This window comes from Sphingobium herbicidovorans, from assembly GCF_002080435.1.
GTDB classification, from domain to species: Bacteria; Pseudomonadota; Alphaproteobacteria; order Sphingomonadales; family Sphingomonadaceae; genus Sphingobium; species Sphingobium herbicidovorans.
In genome coordinates this window covers 132686-148116 of record NZ_CP020538.1, presented here as the reverse complement: position 1 = coordinate 148116, position 15431 = coordinate 132686, and the positions used below count along the sequence as shown (strand labels likewise).

13 protein-coding genes and 1 pseudogene are annotated in these 15431 nt (G+C 62.6%); 6 read left to right on the top strand and 8 right to left on the bottom strand.

The genetic code is table 11. The features are described from left to right. Positions 1-5: 5 nt before the first annotated feature. The 7 genes from B6S01_RS00745 to B6S01_RS00715 all read right to left on the bottom strand — a co-directional run bounded on the left by B6S01_RS00745 (position 6) and on the right by B6S01_RS00715 (position 7290). Positions 6-692 (bottom strand): 3-oxoacid CoA-transferase subunit A, encoded by a 687-nt coding sequence (locus B6S01_RS00745; protein WP_020997479.1) that lies wholly within the window; start codon positions 690-692, stop codon positions 6-8. A gap of 99 nt (positions 693-791) precedes the next feature. Then, positions 792-2591 (bottom strand): FAD-dependent oxidoreductase, encoded by a 1800-nt coding sequence (locus B6S01_RS00740; RefSeq protein ID WP_062793167.1) that lies wholly within the window; start codon positions 2589-2591, stop codon positions 792-794. Positions 2592-2617: 26 nt separating this feature from the next. Next, entirely contained in the window at positions 2618-4060 is a 1443-nt protein-coding gene (locus B6S01_RS00735) for a TonB-dependent receptor (protein WP_037467195.1), read from the bottom strand. A 212-nt stretch (positions 4061-4272) separates the two neighbouring features. Then, a complete protein-coding gene (locus B6S01_RS22075) occupies positions 4273-4692 on the bottom strand; it encodes a helix-turn-helix transcriptional regulator (RefSeq protein ID WP_409372959.1) in 420 nt (139 codons plus the stop codon). A 68-nt stretch (positions 4693-4760) separates the two neighbouring features. Further along, complete coding sequence (locus B6S01_RS22070; RefSeq protein WP_409372958.1) at positions 4761-5273, bottom strand: AraC-like ligand-binding domain-containing protein; 513 nt, start codon at positions 5271-5273, stop codon at positions 4761-4763. Positions 5274-5350: 77 nt separating this feature from the next. Next, a complete protein-coding gene (locus tag B6S01_RS00720; protein WP_037468440.1) occupies positions 5351-6097 on the bottom strand; it encodes a sulfite exporter TauE/SafE family protein in 747 nt (248 codons plus the stop codon). Then, entirely contained in the window at positions 6094-7290 is a 1197-nt protein-coding gene (locus B6S01_RS00715; RefSeq protein ID WP_081570248.1) for a muconate cycloisomerase family protein, read from the bottom strand. Before B6S01_RS00715 ends, B6S01_RS00720 begins: the two co-directional genes overlap by 4 nt. A gap of 179 nt (positions 7291-7469) precedes the next feature. On the opposite strand from B6S01_RS00715, the gene B6S01_RS00710 reads away from it, so the two are divergent. The 6 genes and pseudogenes from B6S01_RS00710 to B6S01_RS00685 all read left to right on the top strand — a co-directional run bounded on the left by B6S01_RS00710 (position 7470) and on the right by B6S01_RS00685 (position 14476). Further along, on the top strand, positions 7470-8360 hold the full coding sequence (locus B6S01_RS00710) for a LysR family transcriptional regulator (RefSeq protein WP_077145339.1): 891 nt from the start codon (positions 7470-7472) through the stop codon (positions 8358-8360). A gap of 186 nt (positions 8361-8546) precedes the next feature. Beyond that, complete coding sequence (locus tag B6S01_RS00705) at positions 8547-9626, top strand: maleylacetate reductase (RefSeq protein WP_020997467.1); 1080 nt, start codon at positions 8547-8549, stop codon at positions 9624-9626. A gap of 17 nt (positions 9627-9643) precedes the next feature. Beyond that, positions 9644-10659: pseudogene (locus B6S01_RS22065) on the top strand (chlorocatechol 1,2-dioxygenase). 66 nt (positions 10660-10725) lie between these two features. Then, positions 10726-11394, top strand: a complete 669-nt coding sequence (locus tag B6S01_RS00695) for a dienelactone hydrolase family protein (protein WP_052215406.1) — start codon at positions 10726-10728, stop codon at positions 11392-11394. 156 nt (positions 11395-11550) lie between these two features. After that, on the top strand, positions 11551-12777 hold the full coding sequence (locus tag B6S01_RS00690) for a Rieske 2Fe-2S domain-containing protein (protein WP_256837422.1): 1227 nt from the start codon (positions 11551-11553) through the stop codon (positions 12775-12777). Between the two features lie 259 nt (positions 12778-13036). Beyond that, the gene (locus B6S01_RS00685; protein ID WP_020997462.1) at positions 13037-14476 is read left to right on the top strand and encodes an NAD-dependent succinate-semialdehyde dehydrogenase; all 1440 of its coding nucleotides are present in this window, start codon (positions 13037-13039) and stop codon (positions 14474-14476) included. Between the two features lie 45 nt (positions 14477-14521). On the opposite strand, the gene B6S01_RS00680 is transcribed toward B6S01_RS00685, so the two are convergent. Continuing rightward, positions 14522-15421 (bottom strand): LysR family transcriptional regulator, encoded by a 900-nt coding sequence (locus B6S01_RS00680; RefSeq protein ID WP_034156878.1) that lies wholly within the window; start codon positions 15419-15421, stop codon positions 14522-14524. Positions 15422-15431: the final 10 nt, after the last annotated feature.

Below are 15431 nucleotides of genomic sequence, written 5' to 3'. Positions count from 1 at the left end.
TCCGATCAGGCCACGGCGTGGAGAGGCACGGGTGCCGTTTCGATGACCCGCTGCACGAATATCCCCGGTGTCACGACTGCTTCGGGATCGAGATCGCCAAGCGGCACGATCCGGGCAACCTGCGCGATCGTCGTCTTGGCCGCCATCGCCATAATGGGTCCGAAATTCCGGGCAGTCTTGCGATAGACGAGGTTCCCCCAGCGATCGCCCCGCTGCGCCTTGATCAGCGCAAAATCTGCGTGGATGGGATATTCGAGCACATATTGACGCCCGTCGATCTCACGGGTCTCCTTCCCTTCGGCAAGAAGCGTCCCGAAGCCTGTCGGCGTGAAGATTGCGCCAAGTCCCGCTCCCGCCGCCTGAATGCGCGCCGCAAGATTGCCTTGGGGCACGAGTTCGAGCTCGATCTGCCCGGCACGATAGGCAGCGTCGAAATGATGCGAGTCCGCCTGACGCGGAAAGGAGCAGATGATCTTTTTCACCTTACCGGCCTTGATCAATGCGGCAACGCCGGTCTCGCCGTTGCCCGCATTGTTGTTGATGATCGTGAGGTCGCCGGCGCCTTGCGCGATAAGCGCCTCGATGAGCTGGTCGGGCATTCCAGCGGTACCGAAACCGCCGATCATGACCGCCGAACCATTCTTGATGTCCGCCACCGCCGCCTCGGCGCTGACGACCGACTTGTCGATCATTCGACCCTCCAAACTTTCACATTGGCAAAGGCTAAGCATCGCCCGGCCGCTGCAGCAATGGGAAGGGAGTCTCACCCAAGACAGCGGCCGGACGATCCGTCAGACGACCATTTCGTCCGCACGTTCCGAAGTCGTTTCGGCGGGCAAGGCGAGAATGGTGGCCATCGCCGAGCACAGCCGTTCGGCGGCATCGGCCGAGACAGCTTCCGCGCGCCAACCGACGTAAACATCCGGCCGGACGAGGATTGCCCCATTTTCGCCGACCTCGCGGATTCGGGCGAAATCGCCATGCGGATCTTCGATCGGCCGCCCGGGACCGATGACGTGCACCCGGATCGGCACGCCAAATTGCTCCGATGCCGCAGCCGCCGCGTCCACCCACGCCTCGCCGCCCAATCCGGTCAGGAGGGTGAACTCACCATCCCCGCACAGCGCGAGCGTCGAGACCCGCGCTCCATCGCGCGCGACCCAGCCGTGGGGCAGCCGCGCGCCCGGAAAGCTGGTGGGCTGGTAGAAAAGTTCGGGATCGCGATCATATTGCGGCGGCGCGGTTCCATCGCCGACCACGGCATTGGAGGCGTAGCGCTGGTTCATCTCGACACCGTGGCAATTATAGACGAAGTCGGAGCCATCGATCGCGGTCCGCAATGCCGCGCGGCGATCGGCGGCCTCGGGGGTCGAGTCCTTGATCGACGCCATGTTGCGGCGCATTTGTTCGGGATCGTCGGTACCGAACAGTCCAAGCGCTTCGAGAATCGGCGGAAAACAGCCAAGGCTCTTGTTGGCACGGGTCACCGTCTGCTCCGCGACCGGCGCCCGCTCGGCGTTATAACTGTCGAGCAGGTCCGACCCCGCCTTGCCGCCCAGCACCAACGCCATTTTCCACGCGAGATTATATGCATCCTGGATCGAGTGGTTGGAGCCGAGACCGTTGGTCGGGGGGTGGCGATGCACGGCGTCGCCCATGCAAAAGATCCGGCCCGCCGACAGTTTGGTTGCATACATGTCGTTGACCGTCCAGGTCGAGAAGCTCTCGATCTTGATATCGACCTGATCGTCGCCAATGAGATTATAGAGGATGCCCTTGGCAAACTCGTCGTCGATCTTCGGCGGATTGGCGACATCTTCATAGCCCCAGATCGCGAGCCACTTGTGCCAAGGACGCACCATGCGGACGACCCCGATACCCATCCCGCCCACGCTCGAGCCGGGCTGGAAAATCCAGTACAGAACGCTCGGGCGGTGAGCGACGAAGCGCGAAAGATCGGCTTCGAAAACGATATTGATCGAACCCGATACGCCCATTTTCCCTTCGAGCGGCAGCCCCGCCTGATCGACCACGCGCGAGTTGGCGCCGTCCGCACCGATCAGATATTTCGAGCGGATCGCATATTCGCGCCCGGTATCGCGTTCGCGCACCCAAGAGGTAACGCCGTCCGAGTCCTGCTCGCACCGCAAAAACTCGGTGCTGAACCGCACGCGCGCGCCCTGGCGGGCAGCGCCGCCAACCAGCAGCGGCTCGAGCAGATTTTGCGGCAGGTCGCAGATCTGCTCCGGGCTCGCGAGTTCATAGTCCGATCGCCGATGCGGCTGCGTACCCCATGTGCGCAGCCTGCCGAGCTCCTCGCCGGCGAGACTCGTGCAATAGGTGTTCTCGCCCATGAGATCGTTGGGCGCCGCCAGGGCGAGCGCTTCCTCGGCCAGACCAAGGTCGCGGAGGACTTCGACCGTCCGCTGGTTGGTGATGTGCGCCCGGGGCGTCGGTGCGGTCCAGGGGTATTTGTTGATGACCATGACATCGACGCCGAGCCTCGCGAGCGCCAACGCCATCGTTCCGCCGGCTGGGCCGGTACCGACAACCAATACATCTGCCTTCGTGATCACGTCCGTCTCAGACACGCATCCATCCTCCTAAGTGATTTGATTCAGAACTTCACTCGCGCCTCGGCGCCAAAAAGCGTCCGGCCCGAATTCGGCAGGCAGTAAGCGGCTCCCGAAAAGGCGAACAGGTCGCGTTTATACTCACAGCGCGTCTGCCCGGTAAGGTTCGTGGCATAGACGCTGAGATCGTAGCGGTGGTCCGCACCGAAGGACCATGTCGCCCGCGTGTTCAGGAAAACGCTGCTCCCGATCGCATCGACATAATTGACGTCGCGCAGGAAGCCCTTCGACTTACTGAGATACTGAAGGTCGGCTTGCAGACGCAGCTTGTTGTCGCCGATCTCGAACTCTTTGGCTACCAGTGCATTGGCCGAATATTTCGGGGCAAATGGCAGGGCGTGCCCCTTCTGCACCAAACCCGACGGATCGGTGCCGGCGTCGGTCACCTCGCTGTCGAGAAATCCGCCCGAGAGTTGAGCGGAAAAGCCGCTCCCCGGATTCCAGCGCAGTTCGATCTCCGCGCCCTTGAGCTGCGATTCCGGGACATTGATGAAGACCGGACCGGTATTGGGGTTGACGTCGAAGAACTGCTGATCTTTCCAGATATAGTAGAAGACCGCCGCGTTCAGCACCAGAGTACGGTCGAACAGTTCCGATTTCAGCCCCACCTCGAACGCATCGAGCGTCTCGACCTGCTGATCCTCCCGCGCAAAGCCGGTCTGCGGACCATGGAAAAACTCGATGTCGTGCTTGCCCGAGCGGAACCCCCGCGAAGCGCTGACATAGAGAAGCGTGTCGTCGGCAAGCTTGAAGTCGATCCCGACCTTCCCGCCCCATTCCTTGGCGCGGATGTCGTCCGGCGAGAGGATTTGCGAACAGGGTTTGCCGCGATTGTCGGGCGTGCCACCGGCGAGATTTCCGTCCCCGTCCAGGTCGCAGAGCGGCAGCCCGCCCGCGAGCGAGCCGATCACCTCGTTCGACCGGAACTGGTCACGGCCGAGCGTCCCGGTTCCGACGTTGCCGACGAAGAGCGAAGGTGCCCTCTTCTTGTCGTCGGTGTAGCGAAGACCGAAACTGACCGTCACTTTCCGGCTGATATCATATTCGACCTGGCCATAGGGCGAGAGTACCTCGTTCTTGAGCCGGGCGATACTGAACGCCGCCTGATTGCTGTACGGGTCGCCGGCAAGCAGCAGCAGAGCAGCCGCACCGCCCGCGCCGGTCCCGCCATTGAATGGGCCGAACCCCATATTCTGCCCGAGGAGCGAGCTTTCGTGAAAATAATAGAAGCCGGCGATCCAGCGTAACGGCCCCTTGCCGGTCGATTGCAGCCGCAGTTCCTGGCTCACCTGCTTAAAGCTTTGATCATTGCCGTTGATCATCGTGATGTCGTTATCGGTCGCGCCCGGGCCGCCTAGATCATATGTGAAACGGACGTCGGACTTGTCGTAGGATGTGATCAAAGATTGCGTTGCAGCGAAGGGCATGCCCGCTCGACGCGCAAAACCGGTTCTTGCTGGGCGCCGCGCAAGGGCGGCACGCGTCGCTTCCGACAGCAACCGGCGGATCGTCTCCTGTCCCAGAATCCTTGTTCTCCTGCGTTCGATCATATCTTCGCGCAGGCTTTGCTGCGCGCCTCGCAGCGCGCGAAAAATGCTCTCCGAGCGCAACCTTCGCGGCTTGAAATCGCGAGCCGGGCTCATTCGGCCCCCGCAGCGCCGGCAGGCGCCGGGCGTTCCTTGTGTCCGGCAGAAGGCGCCCCTGCCGTCAAAGCGCAAGAAGGAGTCCGGCCCGACGCGACGGGACGCGCCCGAATGGATCCGGATCCGTCCCCCTTGCGGTAGCGGACGGGTGTCTCGCCATATTTTGCCCGGAATCGCCGCGCGAAGTGGCTCGCGTTGGCGAAGCCACACGTCCATGCGACATCGGCCGCGCGATACCCGCTGAAACGTCCATCACGCAGCATGCCGGCGGCGCGCTCGAGGCGCATCTCGATCAGCAAGGCGCCAAAGGTCGTGCCCGCCTGTGCGAACAGGCCATGCAGATGACGCTTGGATATTCCGACAGCATCAGCAATCGTTCCGGGATCCAGATCGGGATCATCCAGTCTGGCGCGCATGGATCGTTTGAGGCGCACGAACAATTCTCCCCGATGACGGCTGACGGCCTGGCACCGTCCACCCATCATCAGCGCCAGAAATGCCCCGAGTTGATCGGCGATGACCCCGCGCGGCAGGATCGCGTCGGCCAGGCCATGGTGAGAGATCGTCTTGAGCGTCGCGGCCAGCGACGATCCCCATCCGTCTTCCGCAAAGATAGGTGTAGCGACCGCCGTCTTAGGGTGGGGGAGCCAATGGCGTAGCCAGGCATCCTGGAGACGCATCGACAGTGTGATCCCCCGGTTTCCCGGAGCAGCTCATAGGGTTGCTGGTTGTCGAGGAGAATGAAACATTGTTCGGGAGCCGTGACTTCAAGATCATAATGCCGCAGCTTCCCGGCGCCCTTCTCGAAAAACAGGAGAAGGTAATCATTCGCGCTGTGCTTGATCATCGCGTTGCTGTGCACGATGCGCTGCGAGGTGGCGGACAGGAAATTCAGCTGCACCGGACCCAATTCGAAATGCTGGATGCGAGCGCGATGTCCACCGAAAGCCCGACTCTCGATATCGACTTCGGTCAGGCAGGCCCCGACGCGATCCATCCAGCAGCTCAGGGCCGAGGGGCCGCGAACCGAGTCCGTCGACCATTCGAAATCGCGGGACGCATCGAGAACCGCGCTCATATCGCCATCGCGGCAAGGATGCCGCCTCCCATGGCACTCGCGATGAGACGTAGCCCGGCGAGAATGCACAGCATGAGGATGATGGGGCGCATGATGCCGCCGGCCGGCCGGGCGAACCGCCCGCTGGCAGCAAAAAGGCCAACTAAGACGCCCGGTATCATTGCGAGCACGATCGTCGGCGATCCCAGCTGGCTCGGAGCAATCGCCGCCAACCCCGCAAGCGACAGGATATAGGCCGCAACGAACAGCGCTGCAGCAGTCGGACGCACCTTCGCCAGCGTGTCGTAGCGGTAGAGGATCGCAAGCGGCGCGCTATGAACGCCCGCAACGGTGCCTATGAATCCGGTAGCGAAGCCAGCCGAAGTGAAAGCGACCGGACCCGGCGCGCGGGACTTCGAAAACACCGCTGCGCCTCCTACGACAACGAGCAGGAGGCCAACGAAAGCGCGCAAGGTGTTCGATGCGACAAGGCTGATGACAATCGCCGCGACGAGCGAACCGATCACGACCCCTGGAAGCAGAATGGCGAGCTCGCGCCACGCAACCTGTCGCCAGCCGGCAATAAGGAAAGGCACCGAAGCGAAAATCCCGGCGATTATCACGGGGCCAGGAACGGCGCCGGGATCGATCAGCACAAGCAAAGGCATCGCTACCATCCCGAAGCCAACGCCCGTGATGCCTTGGATATATGTCGCCACACCCACAGCCACGGCAGCCAGTATCAGAGCGGAATCCCCTGTCATTTGTTGCGCCGGGTGAAGCTTCGGACACGATCACGGTCGATCTCAACCCCCATGCCGACGCCTGACGGGACGACGACTTCCCGGTCGCGATACGCGATCGGCTGGACCGTGAGATCTTCCGCCAGAAGCCTGGGGCCGATCAACTCACAGCCGAAGGGAAGGTTCGGGAGCGCGCTAAACAGCTGCAGTCCTGCCGCCGTCCCGACGGAGCTCTCGAGCGCCATCCCCCCGTACAGAGGAACCCCGGCAGCCTCGGCAACGGCGGCGGCCTTGAAAGCCCGCCGCAGGCCGCCGCCCTTGGCAATCTTTACGGCATAGATGTCGGTCGCGCCGCGCCGGATCAGCTCATAGGCATCGTGGAAATCCCACAATCCCTCGTCGGCCATGATCGGAATTTCGAAGCGCGACGCGAGACGGATCATGCCTTCGACGTTCCAGGCCGGAACGGGCTGCTCGACGAAGAGGAAATCGCGCTCCTGAAAAGCCGCGAGCCAGCGCATCGCAGTCGACTCGTCCCACGCCTGATTTAGATCGACGACGAACCTTGCATCGGGATGAGCATCGTGAATGGTCGTCGCCGTCTCCAGCGCGCGCCGGGTTTCCGAGGCGGCATCGCCCTTGCCAATCTTTATCTTGAAGACGCTGTGGCGGCCGGCCTCGATCTGCTCGATCGCGTCGGCGACATCGGCCTCATAGGCAGCTGCTGCCAGAGCCCATAGGACAGGAACGGTCGAACGCGCCGTTCCGCCGAACATCTGCGACACCGATATGCCAATCAAGCGGGCGGCCGCATCGTGGACGGCGATATCGATCGCCGCCTTTGCAAAATGATTGTTTGCCGCGATACGGTCCATCGCAGCAAGAATTCGCTCCTGGTCGAAAACGCTAATGCCGATGACGGCCGGCGCGAGATAATGGTCGATCATCAGCTTGATCGTTTCGACGCACTCGCCGCCCCAGAAGGCCGTGCCGCCCGGCGTTCCGCCCTCCCCCCAGCCCACGGCACCGCCAGACGTGACCAGCTCCACCATAACGAGCGACTGCGTGGCGTGAGTGCCGGTTGCATGAAAATGCGGTCGACGAAGGGGCAAGTCGACGATCGTCGCCGTGACGGCGGCGATTACATGATCCGGATGGTCGGAAAATGGGGGCGCGCTCGCCGCCGGAGGCGTGAGCTCTGTCACCAAAGTCATCTGAAATCTGTCTCCCCTGCGCCGAAGCGGGGCGAACCAGGGCTCGTCTCGCTTCCCGGCTGCCATCGAACCGGTTTGTCCGACAGCTCCGTTTGTCGGCCAATGTTGCCCCTGTTGCTCGATGAAGAAAAATACTAATGCAGGGCTCACGCAATACGTGAACGGTATGGGAGCATGTTTTGGAATTTCGCCAACTACGCTATTTTGTTGCCGTCGCCGAAGAAGGCAATCTGACCGCCGCAGCGCGCAAGCTGCATGTCTCGCAGCCTCCAATCACGCGGCAGATCAAGCAGTTGGAGGACGAGCTCGGTGTCGAACTGCTCGTCCGATCCTCGAAAGGTGTGCAGGTAACCGAAGCCGGGAAGCTGTTCCTCGTCGAGGCGAAGCGCCTGCTCGATATCAGCCATACCGCGATCGAAAAATCGAGGGCAGCGCAGGCCGGCGAGCTCGGGCGCCTCGACATCGGCTATTTCGGAGCGACAATCTACACGGTCGTTCCGCAGCTGGTGCGCACTTTCATGACCGCCCGCCCCCATATCTCGGTCAAGATACAAAGAGCCAGCAAGGACGAACAGGTCGCGCGGCTCCGCGACGGCCAGCTGGGCATCGGCTTCGCCCGATATTATTCGGTCGATCACGACCTCCAGACCATGCGGATCGGCGAAGAGCGCCTGTACCTCGCCGAGCGTCTCGATGCAGCGCAACCGCCGTCGCCGATTGACGGGCTGGAGAAGATCCACGGACGCTCGTTGACGGTATTTCCGCAGCTGGGCCGTCCCGGTTTCGCCGATGAGGTCCTGCGGTTTCTGATGACCGTAAACGTTCAGCCTGCGATGACCGATCCCGCCGAAGATGTATTTGCGGCGCTCGCCATGGTGCTGGTCAGCGATTCGCTCAGCATCGTCCCGGAATCGGTGGCCCGCCTCGCATGGCCTGGCATCTGCTTCTCGCCGATCGAGCATCCCGCAGCCGTTTCCGCGATCAGCTGCGTTTTCCTCCGCGACGGCAGACCGCCCGTCGTGGATGCGTTTCTCGCGAGCTTGGCCGAAAGCGATAGCACTTCCGTATAGCCGGGAGCCAGCAACAGTATTGGACCGCATGGCTAGCGCTCTCTAGCGTCAGGGGCGAAGGATCATGACGACCGGCGAAGAGCGAGCCTTCCAGCCGTGCCGGCGTGGTCGTCATCCACATTCGCGCCGGGGTTGCCGGAAGGCGCGCGACAGTCGCACCCGGCTCCAGTGCCACGAGGTCATCGCATGAATATTCCGTTTGTTTTCGAAGGTCAGCCCTATCGGGTTCTGTTCGGCCATGGGACGCTCGGCAAGTTACCCGAGGAGGCAGAGCGACTGGGCTGCGAACGTCTGCTCATAGTTTCGACACCTGACCAGCGAACGGCAGCAGAGGAGGTTGCCGCGCTTCTGGGCGACCGGTGCGCCGCCACCTATCACGGCGCGCGGATGCACACCCCGGTCGAGGTGACCATCGACGCCATGGCGATCGTCGCAGAGCATCGGATCGATGGTCTTGTAGCCTTGGGCGGCGGGTCGGCGATCGGCCTGTCGAAAGCAATCGCGCTTCGAACCGACCTTCCCCAGATCGCCATTCCCACGACCTATGCCGGATCGGAGATGACCCGGATCATCGGCCAGACCGAAGCGGGAGAAAAGACGACCCAGGTGACGGCCAAGGTTCTCCCCGAAACGGTGATATACGATGTCGATCTGACGCTGACCTTGCCCCCGAAGCTTTCGGTTACCAGTGGTATCAATGCGATGGCGCACGCGGTCGAAGCCCTTTATGCGACCAACGGCAATCCGATCGTGCAGCTGATGGCCGAGGAAGGCATCGCGGCACTCTATCGTGGGCTACCGACAATCGCACAGTGGCCCGACGACAAGGACGCGCGCCGCGACGCGCTTTACGGCGCGTGGCTCTGCGCGATCTGCCTGGGTCAGACGAGTATGGCCCTTCATCACAAGCTCTGCCACGTGCTGGGCGGCTCCTTCGACCTCCCGCACGCCGAAACGCACACGATCATTCTGCCGCACGCGCTCGCCTATAATGCGCCCACCGCACGCGATGCCGTCGACGCCATCAAGCGCGCGCTGGGCGGCGACGGGATAGCCGGTCGTATCTACGACCTGGCCGAAGGGGCCGGCGTCCCGGTGGCGCTACGCGATCTCGGCATGGAGGAGAGCGATATCGACCGGGCCGTCGCGCTGGCGCTTGCGAATGCCTATGCCAATCCGCGCCCGCTCGAGCCGCATCTCCTGCGCCGCCTGATCGCAAACGCCTGGGCGGGCGTCCGGCCCGATCACAGCACTTACACGGATTAAAGCGCCTCAAGGATCGAATGTCTCGAAGGTCGCATGGCCTGCTCCGGCCGGGAACGGGAGCGGGAACGGATCGAGGTTCCGAACAATTTGATCTTCACGGCTCGGCAGCGATCAATTTGATGCGATCCGCCTCCAGGCAATACGGTCGAGGTATGGGCGGGCGGCCGATAAAGTATTTTCCCGAATCCGCCACAATCCATAGTCTTGCAGTTCAAAATGGAAGAATGCGGTCGTGGCGGCGCTGCGACGCACAGGAGAGAGGTTATATGAGCAATCGTTTGGAAGCGGTCGTGGCCGATATCGTCGAGGGCATCCGCGGCGCGCTGATGAAGCACGACGTGACCTTCGACGAGTATCGGCAGGGCATCGGCTACATCATGAAAACCGTCGAGGCCGGCGAGCTGCCGCTTATGATCGATGCCTTTCTGAACACGACCATTTGCCAGATCGAGAACCGCAACTTCGGCGGGAGCACGAGCACGCTCGAGGGTCCCTATTTCCTCGACGATGCGCCCTTCGTCGAGGGCGCGCTGAAGACCTATGAGGACGACCGCCACGAGCCGCTCCTGCTGCGCGGCCGGGTCCTCGACCTAGCCGGCGCGCCGGTTGCCGACGCGATCATCGACGTCTGGCATTCGACGCCCGACGGCCATTATGGCGGCTTCCACAATAATATTCCGCGCGATTTCTATCGCGGGAAGCTGCGCACCGATGCCGCGGGGGGTATGAAGTGCGCACCACCGTGCCCGTCGCTTATAAAATTCCGGATCAAGGTCCGGTCGGCGCATTGCTGGAAGCCATGGGACGGCACAGCTGGCGTCCCGCGCATGTCCATTACAAGGTTCGCGCACCCGGATTCCACACGTTGACCACCCAGGCCTATTTCGAGGGCGGCGAGTATGTGGACAGCGATTGCTGCGAAGGCGTTCACTCGGAATTGATTCATGCCGATGTGCGCGAGAGCGGCATCAAGGTGATCGAGACCGACTTTGAGCTCGCACCTGCCTTGGCGCACGCCGCTGCAGCGGCCTGACGGGCGCGGATCATGTGCCATGGCCAAGCATCGGCGGCGTTGCCGCCGCCGGGTGAATATGTTGCGATGAACGATGGTCTGCCGAGCCTCGCGTTCGGCGACGAAGGAGAAAGGGTCCGGATCGCCATTTTGCCGGACATCTACGGGGCCGGCCCCTTCTACCAGCAATTGGCGACGCACATGGCCGAGCGCGGCGCATTCGTGCATTTGATGGACCCTTTCCACGAGCTGGGCCCTTTGCCGGAGGTTACCCGCGAGGCGGCGTTCGCGCGTCGGCACCGCGTCCGTGATCGCGCTTATGTCGATGCCTTCGCGCATTTCATAGGCGAGCAGCGCATCACCGGCGTTGCCGGCTTTTGCCTCGGCGGTCTTTACGTGTTCGAACTCGCCCGGCGCGGGATTCCGGTGAGCCTGGTAAGCCTCTATGGATTTCCGCAAGGGCTGGCGAACGACGACCCGCTACCCGTGCCGTTCGACTATCTCGAGGGCTTGCCGCACCGTCATGTTGCCCTGTTCGGCGATCAGGACCAATCGCAGTCACCCGAGAATTTCCTTCGGCTGACGGAGATTGCCGAGCGCACACCTGACTTCGGGCTCCACCTATTTCCCGGCTCCGGTCACGGCTTTCTAGCAGACATCGGAAGCGACGACCCTTCGCTCGCGCAAAATGCGCGGGCTGCCCTAGAAATCGTCGAAGAGGTGCTGCTCGTCGGAGAAGCGAAAGAGAGAGACTGAATGCTGCGCCCGAAAACGCCCCTCCAGAAATCAAGCGAATAGGAGAATCCTATGTTGTCCCACGCCGACAATATGAAGATGTGCCAGACCGGCCGCGGCACGCCGATGGGCGAAGCGCTGCGCCGGTTCTGGATTCCGGTCCTGCTGAGCGAGTAGCTGAGCGAACCCGATGGTCCGCCTCGCAGGCTGGAGATCATGGGTGAGACCTTCGCAGCGTTCCGCAACACCGATGGCGTTGTCGGAATTCTCGACGAGCAATGCTGTCACCGCGGCGCCAGCCTCGTGCTTGGCCGCGTCGAAGGCTGCGGCATCCGCTGCCTCTTCCACGGCTGGAAATTCGCGGTCGACGGTACGATCATGGAAACGCCCAACGTCCTCGACCCGCGCTTCAAGGAAAAATTCCGCGCCAAATCCTATCCCGTTCGTGAGGAAGGCGGCATGATCTGGATGTATATGGGGCCCGCGGAGCTCGAGCCGCCCTTCCCGCATTGGCCCTATTTCGATGTTCCTGCCGAAAATCGGTTGGCCGTGGCCTTCGTCGTCGACGAATGCAATTTCGTTCAGCTCGGTGAAGCGCTCGTTGACAGTTCGCACCTGACGATCCTGCACAAGGATATCTTCGCGAGGGATTCGGATACGGTGGTAGCGGTCGCCGTGAAGAATGCCGGAGCGGTCGCGGCCCCTAAAATCGAGGTCCAGGAAACCGATTTCGGGCTCTATTACGCCGCGACGCGCGCAGTGCCGACCGAAGACGGCGGTACGGTCGATGAAGTGCGGCTCGCGACTTTCGTTGCGCCGTTCCACTATCACAACGCCAACGGCAATTTTCTCGGCATCATTGTGCCGATGACCGATACGCGCACCCTGCACTATTTCGTCTGGTGGGACGAAGAGAAGCAACTCGGTCTCGAACCGACGCGCTCCGCCATCCTTCGCGACGGAAACCTGACCGAAGAACTGCTGATCCAAATGGGAACACATCCCGACACCTGGTTCCTTCCCGACAAGCCGAACCGGATGAACAATTACCGTCAGGATCGCGAGGCGATGAAGAATGGGGCGTGGACCGGAATCCCGCCGCTCGTTCCCGAAGATGTCGTGATCCTCTCCTCCTCGGGCGCGATCCGCGATCGCTCGAAGGAGATTCTGGCACCCGCCGACATCGGTGTCGCGCGTCTCTACCGCGTCTTTCTGCGGCTCGCCGATGCCATCGCCAACGGCGAGGAACCATCGGCACTTTACAGCAATCCGATGACGATTGCAGGAACTCATTTCCTCGTCCCCGAAGGCAAGACTTGGAAGGATTTTGTTCCAGAGCATGTCCCGCTGAAGAAGAAGGAGGCACCGGCCACCGCGAGCAACAAGGAATCGCAGCCGGCCTAGCCTGACGCGGTCCGCGCGCGGTCCGAAGCAAAGCTATCGTCGCATCTTGTCCGCAGGACGGGCTGCATGGCGGGGGTAGAAGCGATCCCGTTTCTGCTCCCGCTTCGTTCGACCCGGCGACGCGTGGGCCGTATAGCTGCGGACTTTCGCGAAGCCCGAAGGATCGGCGAACTTGTGACGATGCCGCCCCTTCCACCGCGTCCCCCGCGCGCTTGCGGCAACGATCGCGCGGCCCTCAAGACCTTATTTGGAGCTGTCAATGACCTATCCGGACACCCGGCTGTTTATCGGCGGCCGTTGGCAGGATGCAGCCGATGGCCGTTCGCTGGCGGTGCAAAATCCGGCGACGGGACTGGAAATCGGCCGCGTCGCTCACTGCGGACGCGCCGATCTCGACCGCGCACTCGATGCTGCCCAACGCGGCTTCGAAATCTGGCGGGACCTCACCCCCGCTGAGCGCAGCAAGATCATGCGCAGAGCTGCCGGCCTCATGCGCGAACGCGCCGACGAGATCGCGCGACTTCTCACGCAGGAGCAGGGCAAACCGCTGCACGAGGCCAAGATCGAAGCAATGGCCGCCGGTGACATCATCGAGTGGTTCGCCGAAGAAGGCTTTCGCCTGTACGGCCGGCTTGTCCCGCACAGAACGGACATCGCGATCCGCCAGATGGTGATCAAGGACGCGGTTGGGCCGGTGGCGGCATTTACGCCGTGGAACTTCCCGATCAATCAGGTGGTGCGCAAGATTTCGGCGGCTCTTGCGGCTGGCTGCTCGATGATCGTGAAGGCGCCCGAAGAGACGCCCGCAAGCCCCGCCGAACTGATCCGGGCATTTCAGGATGCCGGTCTTCCCGATGGCGTGCTCAATCTCGTGTTCGGCGATCCGGCGGAGATTTCGAATTATCTGATTTCGAGCCCGATCATTCGCAAGATCACCTTCACGGGTTCGACGCCGGTCGGCAAGCTGCTTGCGAGCCTAGCCGGCAAACATATGAAGCGCGTGTCGATGGAACTTGGCGGTCATGCGCCGGCCATCGTCTGCGAGGATGCCGATATCGGGCTCGCGGTGAAAAGCCTGAGCGCCTCGAAGTTTCGCAATGCCGGGCAGGTGTGCATCGCTCCGACTCGTTTTCTCGTTCATTCGAGCATCAAGCATGCGTTTGCGGACGCGCTGGCGGCCGCCGCTCGCGACCTCAGGGTCGGAGATGGCTTTGCGGACGGTACGCAGATCGGGCCACTTGCCAATTCGCGTCGGTTGGCCGCGATGGCCGAGTTCCAGCAGGATGCGATCGAGAAGGGCGCCACGCTCCTCACCGGCGGCAATCGGGTCGGCGACGTTGGCAATTTCTGGGCGCCGACGGTGCTGAGCGATGTGCCGCTCGAGGCCCGTCTTTTCAATGACGAGCCCTTCGGGCCTGTCGCCGGTATCCGCAGCTTCGATCGTCTGGAGGAAGCGATCCTCGAAGCCAATCGCCTTTCCTTCGGCCTTGCCGGCTACGCCTTCACGAAATCCCTCGCAACTGCGGATATTCTTGCTCGCCGGGTCGAGGTCGGGATGCTGTGGGTCAATAGTCCGGCGACGCCAACCGCCGAACTGCCTTTCGGCGGTATCAAGGATTCCGGATATGGTACCGAGGGAGGCCCCGAGGCGCTCGACAACTATATCAATCCACGCGCCGTCGTGGTCGCCAACGTTTGATTGCAGCGGGCACGGCAGCACCCGCCCGATACCGAGGCGATCGTTTCAGCCTCCACCTGCCGCCCACTCCATCCGGGCGAAGAGCGCTTCCAGAAACTCGATACACGCCCGGGCGGCCGCCGTGGGCGGTGCTCCGGCCGGATAGACCGCATAGATGCCCGTCTCGAGCGAGCCCTGATAGGCGGGCAAAACCGGAATCAGTTCTCGTTCGCGAAGTTCCGTGCCGACGTCCCAGATCGACCGCAGCGCGATACCGACGCCGGCGAGGGCGAGCTCGCGCACCGCCTCGCTCGAATTGGTGTTCACGGCGCTTCTGCCGCGGACGATCCGCGGCCCCGACGGGCCGTCAAGCTGCCAGGGCAATTGCCCGGTCGCCGCGAGCAAGCGGTGGTGTCCGAGATCCGCAATCGAGCGCGGCGCGCCATATGCTTCCAGATATGATGGTGCCGCGCATAGCAGACGGCGGCTGGGCGCGAGGTGGTGCGCCGTCAAGCCCGATGTGATCGCGGCGGTGATCCGGATGGCGACATCGATCCGCTCTGCGAAGAGGTCCCTGAGCCCGTCCGACATGTCGAGCGTCAGTTCGATATCGGGCCAGGTATCGAGGAATGCCTTCAAATGAGGGACCACGTGCAGGCGCCCGAACGAAGTCGGGAGCGAAAGCCGCAGCGGACCGGACGGATGGTCGGTGCGGTCCGACACACGCCGCTCGGCCTCGCGCATGGAGGCCAGGATTGCCGTCACCTCGTCATGGAAGCGGGCGCCGCGTTCGGTAAGTGAGAGACGCCGCGTCGTCCGGTTCACCAGCCTCGTCCCGAGCCGCTCCTCGAGTGCCGCGAGACGCTTCGACACCATCGAGGGCGATATCCCGAGCGCTCGGCCGGCCCCCGCGAGGCTTGCGGCGTCGACCACGGCAGCGAACAGTCGATATTCGTTGCCTATCATTCGTTCATCT